The sequence below is a fragment of the Paenibacillus sp. WG02 genome (assembly GCF_055396115.1).
Genome location: NZ_AP036016.1, coordinates 3,552,448 through 3,570,779 on the forward strand (window position 1 = coordinate 3,552,448; position 18,332 = coordinate 3,570,779).

Sequence of the window (18,332 nt, forward strand, 5' to 3'; positions counted from 1 at the left end):
AATATCGCGCCTAATTGTTGTACATATTGCAACAAAGAAGGGTGAAAGTCGGGTTCTAGGCAGCAATTGTTGCACTTTTTACAACATTATTCAATAAGAGAATTGGGAGTCATTCATACGGTAACCTCAATTAGATGGAGATGGGGGAGGCTGCAGCGCTATGTTCAAAACAAGCAGGTGAATTTCTAAATAAATAGACATTAAAAATAATTTAGTTAAACGCGTAACTGATAAATCAATTTAATGATAAAAAGATAGCGCTATCATATTGTAATATTGGATTTTGTGTCTTATAATCTAGTTAAACGTGTAACTAAAGAGGGTTGAGGAATGAAGAAACCAACAATTAAAGATGTAGCCAAAGTCGCAGGCGTTTCAGCAGCCGCAGTGTCCTATGCATTAAACGGTCGAACGGATAAAGTCTCCAATGAGACGATCGAGCGAATTAAGAAAATTATTGAAACCTTAAACTACATACCGGATTTCTCAGCGAGAAGTTTAGTGAAGAACCAATCCAAGTTGATTGGTATCGTGATTCCACAGACAGAATCTCATAAGCAGCTTATACTTGAAAACCCTTTCTACAGCGAAATGATAAGCGGCATTGAGGGCAAGCTTCGCGAGTATGGGTACCACCTCTTGTTATCTGGCGTTAACCAAGGGGAAAGTTATCTTGATTTATCCGTTCAACGTAATCTGGATGGTGCCATTATGATGGGGATTTATCCGGAACAGTTTTATGACGGTTTTAAGAAAATTAATATTCCGATTGTCCTAATCGACAGTTACATTAACGACAGCTATTTCAAGCGAATCGGCATTGATGACGAATATGGCGGATATTTGGCAACGAAGTATTTAATTGATAAGGGTCACTCCAACATTGGACTCGTGACTGGAGCAATTCGTAAAGACGGTGTTGTCGAGAAGCGTTTCCTCGGCTACAAACGTGCGATTCGTGAAGCGAATTTCTTTTATAATCCAGACTATGTATTTGAAGAATCCATGAGTTATGAGCATGGTATGGCTGCAGGTCAGCTCATCGCAAACAAGTTTCCCGAAATTACCGCAGTATTTGCTACGGGGGACATGGTCGCATTCGGAGCGATTCGGAGCTTGATGGACATGGGGAAAAAAGTCCCGGAAGACATCTCCGTCATTGGTTTTGATGATATCACGATGTCAAAGATGTTTATCCCGCCTTTAACAACAATCCGGCAAAATATAACTGAAAAAGGAGCTATTGCGGCCGAACATCTCATCAATATGATCCAAGGCGGCGTGGAGCAAGAAGCGAATGAAATTATGCTGCCGCTAACGATTGTGGAGAGAGCTACAGTTAGAGCCAAGGAATAATTAACACGTAGGAACCGGAAAAGGAGAACGTCATGGTCGGACAAAAGAGATTTTCCAAAGCAGTTGTCATTATCGGATTTTTATTACCAAGTTTAGCGGGTTTGTTTCTGTTTCAACTCATCCCGATGCTTTCATCCGCAGTCATCTCCTTTACGAATTGGGATTTGTTAACCCCGGCGAAGTTCGTTGGGGTGGATAATTACACCGAAGCTTTGCAGGATGAGAAAACGCTTACATCACTTAAGAATATTCTTCAGTACATTCTTGGTTATTTACCCTCTGTTCTTGCTTTTGGTTTACTGTTCGCGGTTTTACTGAATAGGAAGCTAAGGGGAATTAAGCTTTATCGGATCTTCATCTTTGTACCCGTCATCACCTCATGGGTAGCTGTTTCCATCGTATGGCGCTGGCTGCTGAATGGACAGAGCGGACTCATTAACTACCTGCTGTCGCTAATCGGAATTCAAGGACCTGTATGGCTGCAGGACTTTGTATGGGCAATGCCTTCGATTATTGCAGTGAGTGTATGGAAGGATATCGGTTATGTGACCGTCATTCTTCTTGCGGGACTGCAGGATATTTCGGACGATTATTACGAAGCGGCGACGATTGATGGCGCAGGCGGGTTTCAGCAGTTTTTCCGTGTAACACTGCCGCTGCTTACGCCTAGCATCTTTTTCGTACTTGTCATATCGCTCATCAATGGCTTCCAGCTTTTTGATCAGGTGCTAGTCATGACAGGCGGCGGTCCAGCTGGGCAAACGAGCACGCTTGTGCAGCAAATTTATGGGAATGCTTTTCAAAGCTATAAAATGGGCTTTGCCTCTGCGCAATCATGGATCTTATTCGTCATTATTTTCGCCGTCACCATCGTTCAGCAGCAGCTTCAGAAAAGGTGGGTTACCTATGACAGATAAATATATGCCGTATCGGAACTTGCTTTCACACCTCATTTTGATTGTGGCGGCTGTCGTTCTCATGTTTCCTTTCGTCTGGATGTTGTCGGGTTCTTTTAAGGATAACTTGGAAGTCGTCCGAATGCCGCCTAATTTAATACCGGATACATTTAAATTCAGCAACTACGTCGAGATTACGAAATACTTTCCGATCTATCGCTTTTTGGGCAACAGTGTAGGTGTTTCCTTAGTGACGACCGCTGCGCAGATCGTTGTGTGTGCGATGGCTGCATTTGTTTTTGCTAAAATACCGTTCCGAGGCAGGGAGACTTTATTCGTTCTCTATTTGATCACGATGATGATTCCCATGCAGGTGACGATGACGCCACTCTTTATCGTGTTTCAAAAACTGCACCTGACGAATACGTATCTCGGTCTCATTTTGCCAGGAATCTTCAGTGCTTACGGGACTTTCCTGCTTCGACAACACATCATGACCATTCCTGATCCGTTGATTGAGGCAGCCAGAATGGATGGAGCATCTTATGTGAGAGTATTTATGAGCATCATTCTTCCGCTTAGCAAACCTGCTCTTGCGACGCTAGCCATTTTTGCTTTCATGGCTTCGTGGAACAATTTTTTATGGCCGCTTATTATTACGAGCGATAAGGAGTTGATGACACTTCCGATTGGACTAAGCAAGCTGCAAGGCAGATGGGCGACGGAGTGGAACATTTTGATGGCGGGGAATGTGATCAGCTTTATACCGATTTTCATTGTGTTTTTATTCGCATCGAAATACTTCATTAAGGGAATGACCATGAGTGGTGTTAAAGGTTAATGAGAGGGGTGATGGAAATCGTTTGAGACGTAAGTGATGGAAATGAAAATGGTGAGTTAACTGAAGAAAATTCATAAGAAGAGAGGGTTTAAAGATGGTTACTAAAAAAACAGGTTGGGTCGTTGCGTTAGGTGTGGTTGTTTCTCTTGCAGCTACGGGGTGTGGAGCGGATACAAAAAAAGAAGCTACGCCGACGCCAAAACAAGAGCCTACAGCAGCTGCTACGGCAGCAGCAACACCAGAGACAAAGAAGGAACCGGTTACCCTTAAGTTCATGCAGTATACCGCAAGCGGTTCTCAAGAGCAGACGCTAGGCGATATGGTGAAAGCGTTCGAGTCGGCCAATCCTGACGTGAAGGTCAAAGTGGATATCGTCGATTACAACAACTACTACACGAAGCTCAATACACAGCTCGCATCGGGGGATGCACCTGACGTATTTGAGGTCGGTTACGAAAACTTCGTCTCTTATGCCGCCAAAAATACACTAAAAGACTTGACGCCGATCATTGCGAAGGACACGACGTTCAAGCCGGAAATCTACAAAGGTCTTGCTTATGACTCATTCAAGTATAGCGGTAAGCAATACGGAGTCGTAGAGTCATTTTCAGACGTAGTTCTTTTCTATAATAAGGACTTGTTTGACAAAAAGCAAGTTGAGTATCCGAAGGCGGATTGGACGTGGAAACAAGAACTAGAAGCGGCTCAAAAGCTCACCGACGCCAAAAGCGGCGTATGGGGAACCTATTCGCCAATTCAATTCTATGAGTTTTACAAAACAATTGCTCAGAACGGCGGAGGTATCTGGAGTGCAGATGGCAAACCTACTGTAAACAGCAAAGAAAATATCGAAGCCCTGAACTGGATGCTGGATAAAGCGAAAAAGTATAAAGTGTCTCCAGCGCTTAACGACGATACTTTTAACCAGCCAGATGCTGACTTAAACGCATTTAAAGCAGGTAAGATTGCTATGCTGCGTGGTGGTATTTGGAACTTTGGCCGTTTTGCGGATGCTCCGTTCAAATGGGATATTGCACTGGAGCCTGGTAATACGAAGAAAGCGCATCATTTCTTTGCGGATGGCCTTGTTGTTTCTGATAAAACGAAAAATGCGGAAGCGGCTTGGAAATTTATCAAATTCATGTCTTCCGATCCTTCTGTTGTTAGCAAGCGGATTGAGAAAGGCTGGAGTGTGCCGGCTGTTTCGGATGAAAAAGTCATGGAGGCTTATTTCAAACAAACGCCGCCAGTTTCGAAGAAAATCGTACTTGAAGCATTGAATTCACTTGTACTGACGCCAGTAGGTCCAATTCCGGATAAATGGAACGATTTGACCAAAGCGATCGGCGACGAGCTGGATAAAGCGAAATTGAAATCTGATTATACAGCGGAAAAAGCACTGAATGAAGCGCAAGCTAAGATTGAAAAATTAGTAACTAAATAGCATAGTGCGGACATAGAGTCGGCAGGGAAGGGGCATTGTTGCGGCAACGGCCCCTTTCTCATTCATACACGGATGGAGTAGGAGGATTTATGGTGCAAACAATAGATTCAAATCAGAATGTTAAATACTTTTTAGATGAACATACGGGTCAGGTTACGATTTCGGGGCAGCTTGCCACTTTTCGAGATATTGCATTTTTGAGTTATGCGCTTATTCAGCGAGGTGAGGCGGAACGTGTATTGCCTGTACTGCGTTTGATGAACAGCGATCAATTTAAGGGAAAGTTGGCGCTAACGGATGCGGCGCTCCGGATATGGGCTTACGGTGAATATCTCAAGGTAACGGAAGATCAGGATTTCAAAGTGGAGATAGAAGGGATTATCGAGGAAACCACCTTACTTCTAGACAACAATTGGCAGAAACCGCAGCCTCATTGGCTGCAGCACGGGAACGAAGGCATTTATTTGAGCCATTTAGCGATGTACTTCGCTGCGGTTCAAGCGAATATTCAGAACGGGGTTGGCGAGCGGGGTGTGCGTTTACTGAAGGAGATTCGTGAACTTGTCTTTGCCAGCTTCATTAAAGAGGGCCGAGTCATTAGCGAATTGGGTGATACAGCAATTCATGGGGATATCCTCACTGCGGCGATTCCTTTCGGGATGCTGGGTATTGAAGACCGTATTCTGATTGAAGCGTTATATAAACTGGAAGAAACACTTGTTAGTAAAGGGGTAAGATTCAAAGCTGGCGACACCTTTTATGGAGGCTGTGAGCGATCTGACCTTACCTGCCTGTTGGCGTGGTACTACGCTAAAAAAGGGGACACGGTTCGGGCGAAAGAGCTGCTCACTCATGTGGAGTCTCTTCAGAAGGAACGTGGGCGGTTGTATGAGGTAGATAGCAATACGTCCAAGGAGCCTTTACTGCTTGAATATTGGCGTGAACATGCAGGGGAACCACCCGTCAGTACATGGGGTGGCGTACTGTTGGAGCTAGCACAGGCTGCACTTATTTCAGGTGATGTCGGTAGTGAAAGCTTGGACAGCGTCACTCTGGTGCATCAACCGACGGGTTACGATGACCCTTACGTCATCCTGCCTTACGAGCGGTTTCCTCGTCATCCCGAAGCGGGGGATTCGGTACTTGTGCGCCTCCTGACTCAGCCTTTTCAGGCGAGTCAGGTTGTGACTGTGCAGGCCGCCGTTAATGGCATTCCGGCGGCCGAAGCCGTGACCGCCGTCATGAAAGTGACAGACGGCGGGGAAAAAGTCTGGGAAGCGCAGCTGGGCCCTTACCTCGCAGGTGACGAGGTCAGCTATGCTTTTGCGCTTCAGAGCGGAAGCAAGTCGCTGAGTTCAGCGACTTACAGCTTTCAAGTGCGGACATGGACGGCGCTGGAGCACGTCCATGAACTAAATGAGACGACGGATGGCTTCGTCGTCGAATTGGGTTACGGTGCGGCGGGTACTCGCACCGCTCAGCTGTCTTTCCGCGCCGACGAGAGCGGCGCGATCAAGCTGACGTTCGCCGCAGATGGCGAACGCTTGCAGGGCGCGCCGGCGCAGCGGGCGGCGCTGACGGTTGGACGCGCACGGCTGGAAGCCGAGGTGCGCGGAGGCAAGCTTGCGCTCGCGCTGCGCAGCACGGAGGGCGTGCTGATGGAGGGCTTCGCCGCCGAAGGGAAGCCGCTTATCGAGGCTTTAACCGATGGTTCGGGAAGCCTGCATAAGCTTCGGATGAATTTGCGTACGAGACCGGAGCATCGCTGGTTCGGCATGGGGGAACGCTTTTCCCATTATGAATATTCGGGTCATGAAGTCGATCAATATGTGTACAATCAGTATCGGGATCAAGGATTGAAGACTTACATGCCGGTTCCTTTTGCGATATCTTCCGGCGGATATGCGATCTTCGTGGATACGGCGCTTTATTCGACTTTCCGTTTTCATACACGGTTATCTGATCTTGTTGAAGTGGAAGCGGACGTGTCACAGGCGAATCAACAGCTGGTTGCGTATTTATTTGCGGAGGAGCCGCTCGCGATGGTCGGACAGTTCACCCATCTATCGGGCAAACCTGTATTGCCGCCGAAGTGGTCGTTTGGACCATGGATGTCCAGCAATAACTGGGATTCCCAGGCTGAGGTTTTGAAACAGGCCGAGCTAACGGCGAAGTATCAGATCCCGTCCACGGTGCTAGTGATTGAGCAATGGAGTGACGAGGCGACGTTCTATATTTTTAACGATGCGCAGTACACTGTCAAAGGCGGTAATCTACCGTTTCGCTATGATGAATTCCAGTTCCCGGAGTGGGGCCGTTGGCCGAATCCGAAGGGGATGGTCGAAGAGCTGCATGAGCAGGGCTTGAAAGTGCTGTTATGGCAAATCCCCATTCATAAACATATGTATGGCGTTGCTCATGGTCAGCGTGATCAGGATGAAATTACACTGCTTGAGCAAGGTTACTGTGTGAAAACGGCGGATGGGGAGCCATACACATTGCCTTATAACTGGTTTAAGGATTGTCATATTCTTGACTTTACGAACCCAGAAGCGGCGAAATGGTGGTTTAATAAGCGCCAATACCTCGCAGATGAAATAGGTGTGGATGGCTTCAAAACGGATGGCGGCGAATTCGTCTTCGGTCACGATCTGCAGTTCTATGACGGCTCTACAGGCCGTGAAATGCGCAATTTGTATCCCAATTTATATGTGGGCAGCTATTACGATTTCATCCAGCAGTATGCCAAAGACGGAGGCATTACCTTTAGCAGGGCGGGCTACACCGGAGCGCAGCGGTACCCGATGCACTGGGCTGGCGATGAGCGTTCGACCTTCCAGGCCTTCCGTTCCTCGATGATTGCAGGGTTATCCAGCAGTATGTCGGGCATTCCTTTCTGGGGTTGGGATCTGGGCGGCTTTCATGGGGACATTCCGACAGCGGAGCTGTTCATAAGATCCACCCAAATGGCCGCTTTTTGCCCGGTCATGCAGTATCATGCTGAAACGAAAGGCGAGTTCAATCAAGACAGAACGCCGTGGAACATTGCTGAACGTACAAGTCAGCCGCTAGTCATCGATTTATACAAAAAGTACGCAGACATTCGAATGAACCTCTTGCCTTACATCTATGATCAAGCGATTCGTACCAGCCGAACGGGGCTCCCTATGATGCGTGCCATGTCCCTTCAATTCCCTGCTGATCCGCATTGTACCGAAATGATTAGTGAGTACATGTTTGGAGAAAGCTTGCTGGTCGCTCCCGTTACGGAGGAGGGTCATGGTGCTAAGGAGATTTATTTCCCGGAAGGGTCATGGATATCTTTGTTCGACCAGGAAGAGGTTCAAGGTCCTTGCCTGATGAAAGTGGCCGCACCGTTGGAAACGATCCCTGTTTATCAGAGACAGGATAGTGTCATTGCGCTTAATCTCGCTGAGAATTATTCGCTTGGCGATCATGTGGGCAATAGCATAAACCGCTATGAGCATTTATGTTTCCGAGTTTATATTGTGGGTGAACTGCAGGCAGAGTTTGAGGATGACCTAGGCAATCATGTGACCATTTCAGCCAAAAAAGTCAGTGGTCAGATTCGTTTGCACTGGTCAAGCAGTCTTAGTCATAATCAAGCAATAACCTTTATTTTATATCAACCAGATGGTGTATCCATCATTTCAAATTCAGAAACGGATCTCTCACCAGTCGATCATGTGGAACTACTGCTTCCGGGTCATTATTTGATTAGCCAAAAGAATCTACTCATTACTGTCCAGGAACCGGCAGGAAGTCTGGTGATAGCGCAGTGATTTTGTTCGGGTTCCCTCACTGTGGAGATTACACAAAGTCGTACCTTACTTGGAGCAGTGGCTTACCCGCTCGTGTTAGGTTTCAATGTGTTGAACTGAGTCAAGCCCGATTATCTATGCGCGAGGTTTCCTCTGAATTGTGGGAGCAAGCTCTTCAAGAGACCTCTCAATACGTCAAGCAGAAGCTGATGCCTGGAGAAGAATATGTGTTTATCGGCCACTGCTGGGGCAGTTTGCTTGCCTTTGAGGTAAGTCATCGCTTGAAAGCAGAAGGAATCGCTGAGCCACGGCACTTATTTCTATCTGGCTGCAGTGCTCCTCATCTTATTCGGCCTCGCGGAGTATCGAATGGCATGCAGGGGGATGCGTCCGTGATAGGCTGCCAACCTGTGGAGGAATATCGTGCTCCATTTAATCGAGAGCCGCTTCGTGCTAGATTCAGTGTTTTTACAGGTAAGAAGGATGAACATGCGCTTGTTGATCATTTGGCGGAGTGGAGTCGTTATACGGCGAAAATATGCGATGTGCACGTTTGTGAAGGCGATCATCGCTACTGGCAATCGGATTCAAACAAGTGGCTGCAGCTCGCACAGACGATTGTGGAAAGGGAATATCTGATTTAACCATACGGCGGTCGCGATTGATTGAATAGGATTCGTGGCCGCCTAATATTGAAAGGGGGGATGCTTGGAGCAGCGCATGCACGGCGAGGAATAACTTTTGTTGGAGCCTCTAAGTCATTCATGTTTAGCAAACAAATTTCGGTACGAAAGGGGAAATGTTTATGTATGTAAGGAAACTAACAGGTCCATTCCGATTTTCTCTCTCTTTTTTGCTCTGTTTCTGTCTCTTCGCCCCCTCTATTTATGCCATTGACGGTGTTTATCATGCGCCTTACGGAATTGATGATCTGTACGAGATTCAGGCGACGGAGCGGAGTCCAAGAGATCCCGTTGCTGGCGATACTGTGTATATCAAGATAACAACGTGGCCCATTGAATCAGGACAAACGGCTTGGGTGACCTGGACGAAAAATGGTGTCAATCAAGCTGCTGTCGGAGCAGCATTCAAATACAACAGCGGCAACAACACTTACTGGGAAGCTAACCTTGGCACTTTTGCAAAAGGGGACGTGATCAGTTATACCGTTCATGGCAACAAGGATGGCGCGAATGAGAAGGTTATCGGTCCTTTTACTTTTACAGTAACTGGATGGGAATCCGTTAGCAGTATCAGCTCTATTACGAATAATACGAATCGTGTTGTGCTGAATGCGGTGCCGAATACAGGTACATTGACGCCAAAGATCAACCTTTCCTTTACGGCGGATGATGTCCTCCGCGTACAGGTTTCACCAACCGGAACAGGAGCGTTAAGCAGTGGGCTTAGTAATTACACAGTTTCGGATACCGCCTCAACCACTTGGCTTACAACTTCCAAGCTAAAGGTGAAGGTGGATAAGAATCCTTTTAAGCTTAGTGTGTATAAGCCTGATGGAACGACGCTGATTGCTCGTCAATATGACAGCACCACGAATCGTAACATTGCCTGGTTAACCAATGGCAGTACCATTATCGACAAAGTGGAAGATCATTTTTATTCATCGGGTTCCGAAGAGTTTTTTGGCTTTGGCGAGCATTACAACAACTTCCGTAAACGCGGATATGATGTGGACACCTATGTGTTCAATCAGTATAAGAATCAAAATGACCGCACCTATATGGCAATTCCTTTTATGCTTAACAGCAGCGGTTATGGCATTTTCGTAAATTCTACGTACTATTCCAAATTCCGCTTGGCAACCGAACGCACCGATATGTTCAGCTTTACGGCTGATACAGGGGGGAGTGCTGCCTCGACGCTGGATTATTATTTCATTTACGGTAATGATTTGAAAAATGTGGTGAGTAACTACGCTAACATTACCGGAAAGCCAACAGCGCTGCCGAAATGGGCTTTCGGGTTATGGATGTCAGCTAACGAGTGGGATCGTCAAACCAAGGTGAATACAGCTATTAATAACGCGAACACAAACAATATTCCGGCTACAGCGGTTGTGCTCGAACAGTGGAGTGATGAGAACACTTTTTACATTTTCAATGATGCCACCTATACCCCGAAAACGGGCAGTGCTGCGCATGCCTATACCGATTTCACTTTCCCGACATCTGGGAGATGGACGGATCCAAAAGCGATGGCAGACAATGTGCATAACAATGGGATGAAGCTGGTGCTTTGGCAGGTCCCTATTCAGAAATGGACTTCAACGCCTTATACCCAGAAAGATAACGATGAAGCCTATATGACGGCTCAGAATTATGCCGTTGGCAACGGTAGCGGAGGCCAGTACAGGATACCTTCAGGACAATGGTTCGAGAACAGTTTGCTGCTTGATTTTACGAATACGGCCGCCAAAAACTGGTGGATGTCTAAACGCGCTTATCTGTTTGATGGTGTGGGTATCGACGGCTTCAAAACAGATGGCGGTGAAATGGTATGGGGTCGCTCAAATACCTTCTCAAACGGTAAGAAAGGCAATGAAATGCGCAATCAATATCCAAATGAATATGTGAAAGCTTATAACGAATACGCGCGCTCGAAGAAAGCCGATGCAGTCTCCTTTAGCCGTTCCGGCACGCAAGGCGCACAGGCGAATCAGATTTTCTGGTCCGGTGACCAAGAGTCGACGTTTGGTGCTTTTCAACAAGCTGTGAATGCAGGGCTTACAGCAAGTATGTCTGGCGTTCCTTATTGGAGCTGGGATATGGCTGGCTTCACAGGCACTTATCCAACGGCGGAGTTGTACAAACGAGCTACCGAAATGGCTGCTTTTGCGCCAGTCATGCAGTTTCATTCCGAGTCTAACGGCAGCTCTGGTATCAACGAGGAACGTTCTCCATGGAATGCACAAGCGCGTACAGGCGACAATACGATTATTAGTCATTTTGCCAAATATACGAATACGCGCATGAATTTGCTTCCTTATATTTATAGCGAAGCGAAGATGGCAAGTGATACTGGCGTTCCCATGATGCGCGCCATGGCGCTTGAATATCCTACGGACACGAACACGTACGGTTTGACACAGCAGTATATGTTCGGAGGTAATTTACTTGTTGCTCCTGTTATGAATCAGGGAGAAACAAACAAGAGTATTTATCTTCCACAGGGGGATTGGATCGATTTCTGGTTCGGTGCTCAGCGCCCTGGTGGTCGAACTATCAGCTACAATGCTGGCATCGATGATCTACCGGTTTTTGTGAAGTCTGGCAGTATTCTTCCGATGAATTTGAACGCGCAATATCAATTAGGCGGGACCATTGGCAACAGCTTGACGAGCTACACGAATCTGGCGTTCCGCATTTATCCGCTTGGGACAACAACGTATGACTGGAATGATGATATCGGCGGTTCGGTGAAAACTATAACGTCTACCGAGCAATATGGGTTGAATAAAGAAACCGTGACTGTTCCAGCGATTAATTCTACGAAGACATTGCAAGTGTTTACGACTAAGCCTTCCTCTGTAACGGTGGGTGGTTCTGCGATGACAGAGTACAGTACTTTAACTGCCCTAACGGGAGCGTCGACAGGCTGGTACTATGATACTGTACAGAAATTCACATACGTCAAGCTTGGTTCAAGTGCATCTGCTCAATCCGTTGTGCTAAATGGCGTCAATAAAGTGGAATATGAAGCAGAATTCGGCGTGCAAAGCGGCGTTTCCACGAACACGAACCATACGGGTTATACAGGTACAGGATTTGTGGATGGTTTTGAGACTCTTGGAGACAATGTTGCTTTTGATGTTTCCGTCAAAGCCGCAGGTACTTATACGATGAAGGTTCGGTATTCATCCGGTGCAGGCAATGGCTCAAGAGCCATCTATGTGAATAACACCAAAGTGACGGACCTTGCCTTGCCGCAAACAACAAACTGGGATACATGGGGGACTGCTACGGTTAGCGTCCCGCTGAGTTCAGGTCTCAACACGGTGAAAGTCAGCTATGATGGTACCAGTTCACTTGGCATTAATCTCGATAACATCGCGATTGTAGAGCAATAAAAGGTCGGGAGGGCAAGTCCCTCCCTTAATTTCTAATCGAAAGGGAGTATCATTGATGCGTCTACCAAACAAAGAAATTCCACGTATCCTTGCTTTTTTTACAGCGTTTACGTTGTTTGGTTCAACCCTTACCTTGCTTCCTGCTCCGCCTGCACATGCTTATGTCAGCAGCCTAGGAAATCTCATTTCCTCGAGTGTCACTGGAGATACCTTGACGCTAACCGTTGATAATGGTGCGGGACCGAGTGATGACCTCTTGATTGTTCAAGCGGTGCAAAACGGTATTTTGAAGGTGGATTATCGTCCGAATAGCATAGCGCCAAGCGCGAAGACGCCGATGCTGGATCCAAACAAAACTTGGTCAGCAGTAGGAGCTACGATTAACACGGCGGCCAATCCAATGACGATCACAACCTCCAACATGAAGATTGAGATTACCAAGAACCCGGTTCGAATGACGGTCAAAAAGGCTGACGGCACTACGCTATTCTGGGAACCATCAGGCGGAGGGGTATTCTCAGACGGTGTGCGCTTCGTTCATGCCACAGGGGATAATATGTATGGCATCCGGAGCTTCAATGCTTTTGATAGCGGGGGCGATTTGCTGAGGAATTCCTCCAATCATGCCGCCCATGCGGGTGAACAGGGAGATTCCGGTGGTCCGCTTATTTGGAGTACAGCGGGATATGGATTATTAGTCGATAGCGATGGCGGTTACCCCTATACAGATAGCACAACTGGTCAAATGGAGTTTTATTATGGTGGGACCCCTCCTGAGGGACGTCGTTATGCAAAACAAAACGTGGAATATTATATAATGCTCGGAACCCCCAAAGAAATTATGACCGACGTAGGGGAAATCACGGGAAAGCCACCCATGCTGCCTAAGTGGTCGCTTGGATTCATGAACTTTGAGTGGGATACGAATCAGACGGAATTTACGAATAATGTGGATACGTATCGTGCCAAAAATATCCCCATAGATGCTTACGCTTTCGACTACGATTGGAAAAAATACGGGGAAACCAACTACGGTGAATTCGCGTGGAATACGACTAATTTCCCTTCTGCTTCCACGACTTCTCTGAAGTCAACGATGGATGCTAAAGGCATCAAAATGATCGGAATTACGAAGCCTCGCATCGTTACGAAGGATGCTTCAGCGAATGTGACGACCCAAGGGACGGACGCGACAAATGGCGGTTATTTTTATCCAGGCCATAACGAGTATCAGGATTATTTCATTCCCGTAACTGTGCGCAGTATCGATCCTTACAATGCTAGCGAACGTACCTGGTTCTGGAATCATTCCACAGATGCGCTTAATAAAGGGATCGTAGGTTGGTGGAATGACGAGACGGATAAAGTATCTTCGGGTGGAGCGTCATATTGGTTTGGTAATTTCACAACAAGCCACATGTCTCAGACGATGTACGAAGGTCAACGGGCTTACACGAGTGGAGCGCAGCGTGTATGGCAAACGGCTAGAACTTTCTACCCGGGTGCCCAGCGGTATGCGACTACGCTTTGGTCTGGCGATATTGGCATTCAATACAATAAAGGCGAGCGGATCAACTGGGCTGCCGGGATGCAGGAGCAAAGGGCAGTTATGCTATCCTCCGTGAACAATGGCCAGGTGAAATGGGGCATGGATACCGGCGGATTCAATCAGCAGGATGGCACGACAAACAATCCGAATCCCGATTTATACGCGCGGTGGATGCAGTTCAGTGCCCTAACGCCTGTTTTCCGAGTGCATGGGAACAACCATCAGCAGCGCCAGCCATGGTACTTCGGATCGACGGCGGAGGAGGCCTCCAAAGAGGCAATTCAGCTGCGGTACTCCTTGATCCCTTATATGTATGCCTATGAGAGAAGTGCTTACGAGAATGGGAATGGACTCGTTCGACCATTGATGCAAGTCTATCCGACAGATGCGGCCGTCAAAAATTACACGGATGCTTGGATGTTTGGTGACTGGCTGCTGGCTGCACCTGTGGTAGATAAACAGCAGACGAGTAAGGATATCTATTTACCGTCTGGGTCATGGATTGACTATGCGCGAGGCAATGCAATAACTGGCGGTCAAACCATCCGATATTCGGTTAATCCGGACACGTTGACAGACATGCCTCTCTTTATTAAAAAAGGTGCCATTATCCCAACACAGAAAGTACAGGATTACGTAGGGCAGGCTTCCGTCACTTCCGTTGATGTGGATGTGTTTCCGGATACGACGCAGTCGAGTTTCACGTACTACGATGATGATGGCGCCAGTTATAACTATGAGAGCGGCACTTATTTTAAGCAAAATATGACTGCGCAGGATAATGGGTCAGGCTCGTTAAGTTTTACATTAGGAGCAAAGAGTGGCAGTTACACGCCGGCTCTCCAATCCTATATCGTTAAGCTGCACGGTTCTGCTGGAACTTCTGTTACGAATAACAGCGCAGCTATGACATCTTATGCAAGCTTGGAAGCATTAAAAGCTGCCGCTGGGGAAGGCTGGGCGACTGGGAAGGACATCTATGGGGATGTCACCTATGTGAAAGTGACGGCAGGTACAGCTTCTTCTAAATCTATTGCTGTTACAGGTGTTGCTGCCGTGAGCGCAACTTCTTCGCAATACGAAGCTGAGGATGCATCGCTTTCTGGCAATTCGGTTGCTGCAAAGGCGTCCATAAACACGAATCATACCGGATATACGGGAACTGGATTTGTAGATGGTTTGGGTAATGATGGCGCTGGTGTCACCTTCTATCCAAAGGTGAAAACAGGCGGTGACTATAATGTTTCTTTACGTTATGCGAATGCTTCAGGCTCGGCTAAGGCTGTCAGCATTTTTGTTAATGGAAAAAGAGTGAAGTCCACCTCGCTCGCTAATCTCGCAAATTGGGACACTTGGTCTACGCAATCCGAGACACTGCCGTTGACGGCAGGTGTGAATGTTGTGACCTATAAATATTACTCAGATGCGGGAGATACGGGCAATGTTAACATCGACAACATCACGGTACCTTTTGCGCCAATCGTCGGTAAGTATGAAGCAGAGAGTGCTGAGCTTTCTGGTGGCAGCTCATTGAACACGAACCATTGGTACTACAGTGGTACGGCTTTTGTAGACGGTTTGAGTGCTGTAGGCGCGCAGGTGAAATACAACGTGAATGTCCCTAGCGCAGGAAGCTATCAGGTAGCGTTGCGATATGCAAATGGCAGTGCAGCAACGAAAACATTGAGTACTTACATCAATGGATCCAAGCTAGGACAAACCAGTTTCACGAGTCCTGGTACCAATTGGAATGTCTGGCAGGATAATGTGCAAACGGTGACTTTAAATGCTGGGGCAAACACGATTGCGTTTAAATACGACGCCGCTGATAGTGGGAACATTAACTTAGATCGCCTGCTTCTTTCAACTTCGGCAGCGGGAACGCCGGTTTCTGAGCAGAACCTGCTAGACAATCCCGGTTTCGAGCGTGACACGAGTCAAACCAATAACTGGGCCGAGTGGCATCCAGGCACGCAAGCTGTTGCTTATGGCGTTGATAGCGGCTCAACCACCAATCCGCCGGAATCCCCGTGGTCGGGTGATAAGCGGGCTTACTTCTTTGCAGCAGGTGCGTATCAACAAAGCATCCATCAAACCATTAGTGTTCCTGTTAATAATGTAAAATACAAATTTGAAGCCTGGGTCCGTATGAAAAATACGACGCCGACGACGGCAAGAGCCGAAATTCAAAACTATGGCGGATCAGCCATTTATGCGAACATCAGTAACAGCGGTGTTTGGAAGTATATCAGTGTAAGTGATATTATGGTGACCAATGGCCAGATCGATGTTGGATTTTACGTGGATTCACCTGGTGGAACTACGCTTCACATTGATGATGTGCGCGTGACCAAACAATAAACAAAACAACCAGCTCCCCTGAGAATGGGGGCTGGTTGTTTGTTATGATAATCCATCTATTTGGAGTGGATTAAACGTTTTGAAGTGCTTGCTGAACTTCTTGCACAATGGATAACGCCGCGGTGCGGGCACTTGAGAAAGCACGTTCTGCAAGCTCTCCCTTACCTGTACAGCCGTCTCCGCAGAAGTAAAAAGGAACGTTTTCCACTCGTATCGGCAGTAGATTATTGGAAGCAATGTTTTTCACGCTGGAAACCATCGCTTTCTTGGAAACCCGTTTCACGGCTGTGACATCGCGCCAGCCTGGATAATGTTTATCAAATAAGGCTTCCATTTGGAGGTTCTTCTCTTCCAGGTACGCTTTGCGCTGCTCCTCGTTGTCGAAGCGGTCGCTTAAATAGGCAATACCCTGCAGCAGCTGTCCGCCTTCTGGTACTAGTGTGTGATCCGTCGCGGAAACATCGCTGATGAACAGCTTGTTATCCATGTCGCTGATGTAGCTGAAAGGTCTTGCAACAACACGGCTTAACCCAACATCATACACCATGACTTCAGTTGCAGTATTGGATTCATATGGAGCTAGGAACGGCTCCCATGCAGTACCTTTCAGAAGTTTGACGACTTGCTGAACCGGCATAGCGAAAATCACTTTGTCAAAGGCGACTTCACGGTTTTTGGTTTGCAATACAAATTTGCGATCTGCATACCGGAGACTCTCCACGCCTTCTTGAAGGGCAATTTCCCATTTGCCGGACGTCGTCAGCTTTTGCTTTAGCTGATTCGTAATAACGGCCCAGCTTCCCAAAACATAATTGACCGGTTTCGTGGAAAGGAACAAGTTGTGATAGTATTCGCTGATTACTGCTCCGGAGACGTTGCGAGCATCCTCAGGTGTAATGAAGAAGTTGGAGCAAACCAGATGCTCCCATAATTCTTTAACGTCCTCATCCGCATTGGAGTCTGCCAAATAATCAGCAAGAGTAGCGTAGTTTTTTAGGTTGTGAATATTCGCGATAATGGCTGTGATTTCACCGACGAATCTTACTTTTTGCATCGTGCTGAGCAGATCGGTTTTTAAGAGGTTAATAGCATCAAGCGGTGCTGCTGTTAGTTGATTATGTTTCGCATAAAAAACTTTGCGTTTATCTACTTGCTTAGAAGAAAAAGATAGTCCAAGCTCACGTTCCATGTTTGTTAATGTATGACGATCAATCCCATAGATGGCATGTGCGCCATAGTTGAGTGTAAATCCTGCTTTTTCGTAAGTAAAAGCACGTCCTCCAAGCTGCGGGCTGCGCTCGAAAAGGATACCTTCGACATGGGGATTCTCAGATAAGTAAGCGGCCGCTGTTAATCCTGCCAGGCCTCCGCCAATAATAGCTACTTTCATTTTGTGTTCCTCCTTGGGGACTGGTTCTACCTGTAGGGATGCGTAAGGCTCCGCGGAGCGTATACCTACCCAAAGCCAGGCTAAGTTGTTTTTCATCATGGAAAGTAAATCGGCGTCATCTTGATTGCACCAGGTGCGGACCGTTCCCGCATACATGCAAACGAGCAGTTCAATTTTTCTAGGCTCGGGAAGCCAATGTAATAAACTTTCAGAAAGTACGTTTAATTGCTGTTGTTCTTCCGTTTTTATGGTCTCATTCTGCAAGGATAAAGCTTGTAAACTTCGGACTAATCGGGGTGAAGATTGAATGTTGGACGATAAGTCTAAGAATAAGCGATTAATGTGTCCTTCAAGGGATTGGACCTTGGAGGGAGGCTGCTTCACCCATTCTTGAATCAATTGAATTTGCTTACTGTAAAGCGCTGAAATGATGGCATCTTTGCTTTTAAAATAATGATAAAAAGTTCCCTTTGATGATCTCGTCGCCGCGATGATATCGTCTACGGATACATTCTCATACCCTTTTTCCATAAACATGGTTAAAGCGACTTCCATCATCACATCACGCTTTTTGCGGGTGGAGGCTCTCATGAATTGGCTCATCCGCTCACTCCATTCCAACCTTC

The 18,332-nt window shown here is 47.0% G+C and carries 9 protein-coding genes; 8 read left to right on the forward strand and 1 reads right to left on the reverse strand.

Features of this window, described 5'->3' with window-relative positions; all coding sequences use genetic code 11:
* Nucleotides 1-330: 330 nt before the first annotated feature.
* The 8 genes from ACBP55_RS15725 (at nt 331) to ACBP55_RS15760 (ending at nt 16,316) form a co-directional block, all read left to right on the forward strand.
* Complete coding sequence (locus ACBP55_RS15725) at nt 331-1,356, forward strand: LacI family DNA-binding transcriptional regulator (RefSeq protein WP_171648252.1); 1,026 nt, start codon at nt 331-333, stop codon at nt 1,354-1,356.
* 32 nt (nt 1,357-1,388) lie between these two features.
* Nucleotides 1,389-2,273, forward strand: coding sequence for a carbohydrate ABC transporter permease (locus ACBP55_RS15730; RefSeq protein WP_464652719.1), 885 nt, complete (start codon nt 1,389-1,391; stop codon nt 2,271-2,273).
* Nucleotides 2,263-3,093 (forward strand): carbohydrate ABC transporter permease, encoded by an 831-nt coding sequence (locus tag ACBP55_RS15735; RefSeq protein WP_464652720.1) that lies wholly within the window; start codon nt 2,263-2,265, stop codon nt 3,091-3,093. The genes ACBP55_RS15730 and ACBP55_RS15735 overlap by 11 nt, the downstream gene beginning before the upstream one ends.
* Nucleotides 3,094-3,187: 94 nt before the next feature.
* Nucleotides 3,188-4,537 carry an ABC transporter substrate-binding protein gene (locus ACBP55_RS15740; protein ID WP_464652721.1) on the forward strand — a complete coding sequence of 450 codons (1,350 nt, stop codon included), beginning with the start codon at nt 3,188-3,190 and terminating at the stop codon, nt 4,535-4,537.
* Nucleotides 4,538-4,626: 89 nt separating this feature from the next.
* Nucleotides 4,627-8,340: a glycoside hydrolase family 31 protein gene (locus ACBP55_RS15745; RefSeq protein ID WP_464652722.1), complete on the forward strand. Its 3,714-nt coding sequence runs from the start codon at nt 4,627-4,629 to the stop codon at nt 8,338-8,340.
* A complete protein-coding gene (locus ACBP55_RS15750) occupies nt 8,337-8,963 on the forward strand; it encodes a thioesterase II family protein (RefSeq protein ID WP_464652723.1) in 627 nt (208 codons plus the stop codon). Before ACBP55_RS15745 ends, ACBP55_RS15750 begins: the two co-directional genes overlap by 4 nt.
* A 155-nt stretch (nt 8,964-9,118) precedes the next feature.
* Nucleotides 9,119-12,406, forward strand: coding sequence for a TIM-barrel domain-containing protein (locus ACBP55_RS15755; RefSeq protein ID WP_464652724.1), 3,288 nt, complete (start codon nt 9,119-9,121; stop codon nt 12,404-12,406).
* Nucleotides 12,407-12,461: 55 nt separating this feature from the next.
* Complete coding sequence (locus ACBP55_RS15760) at nt 12,462-16,316, forward strand: TIM-barrel domain-containing protein (protein WP_464652725.1); 3,855 nt, start codon at nt 12,462-12,464, stop codon at nt 16,314-16,316.
* 70 nt (nt 16,317-16,386) lie between these two features.
* Here ACBP55_RS15760 and ACBP55_RS15765 read toward each other — a convergent pair whose 3' ends face one another.
* A complete protein-coding gene (locus tag ACBP55_RS15765; protein ID WP_464652726.1) occupies nt 16,387-18,309 on the reverse strand; it encodes an FAD-dependent oxidoreductase in 1,923 nt (640 codons plus the stop codon).
* Between the last annotated feature and the right edge of the window lie 23 nt (nt 18,310-18,332).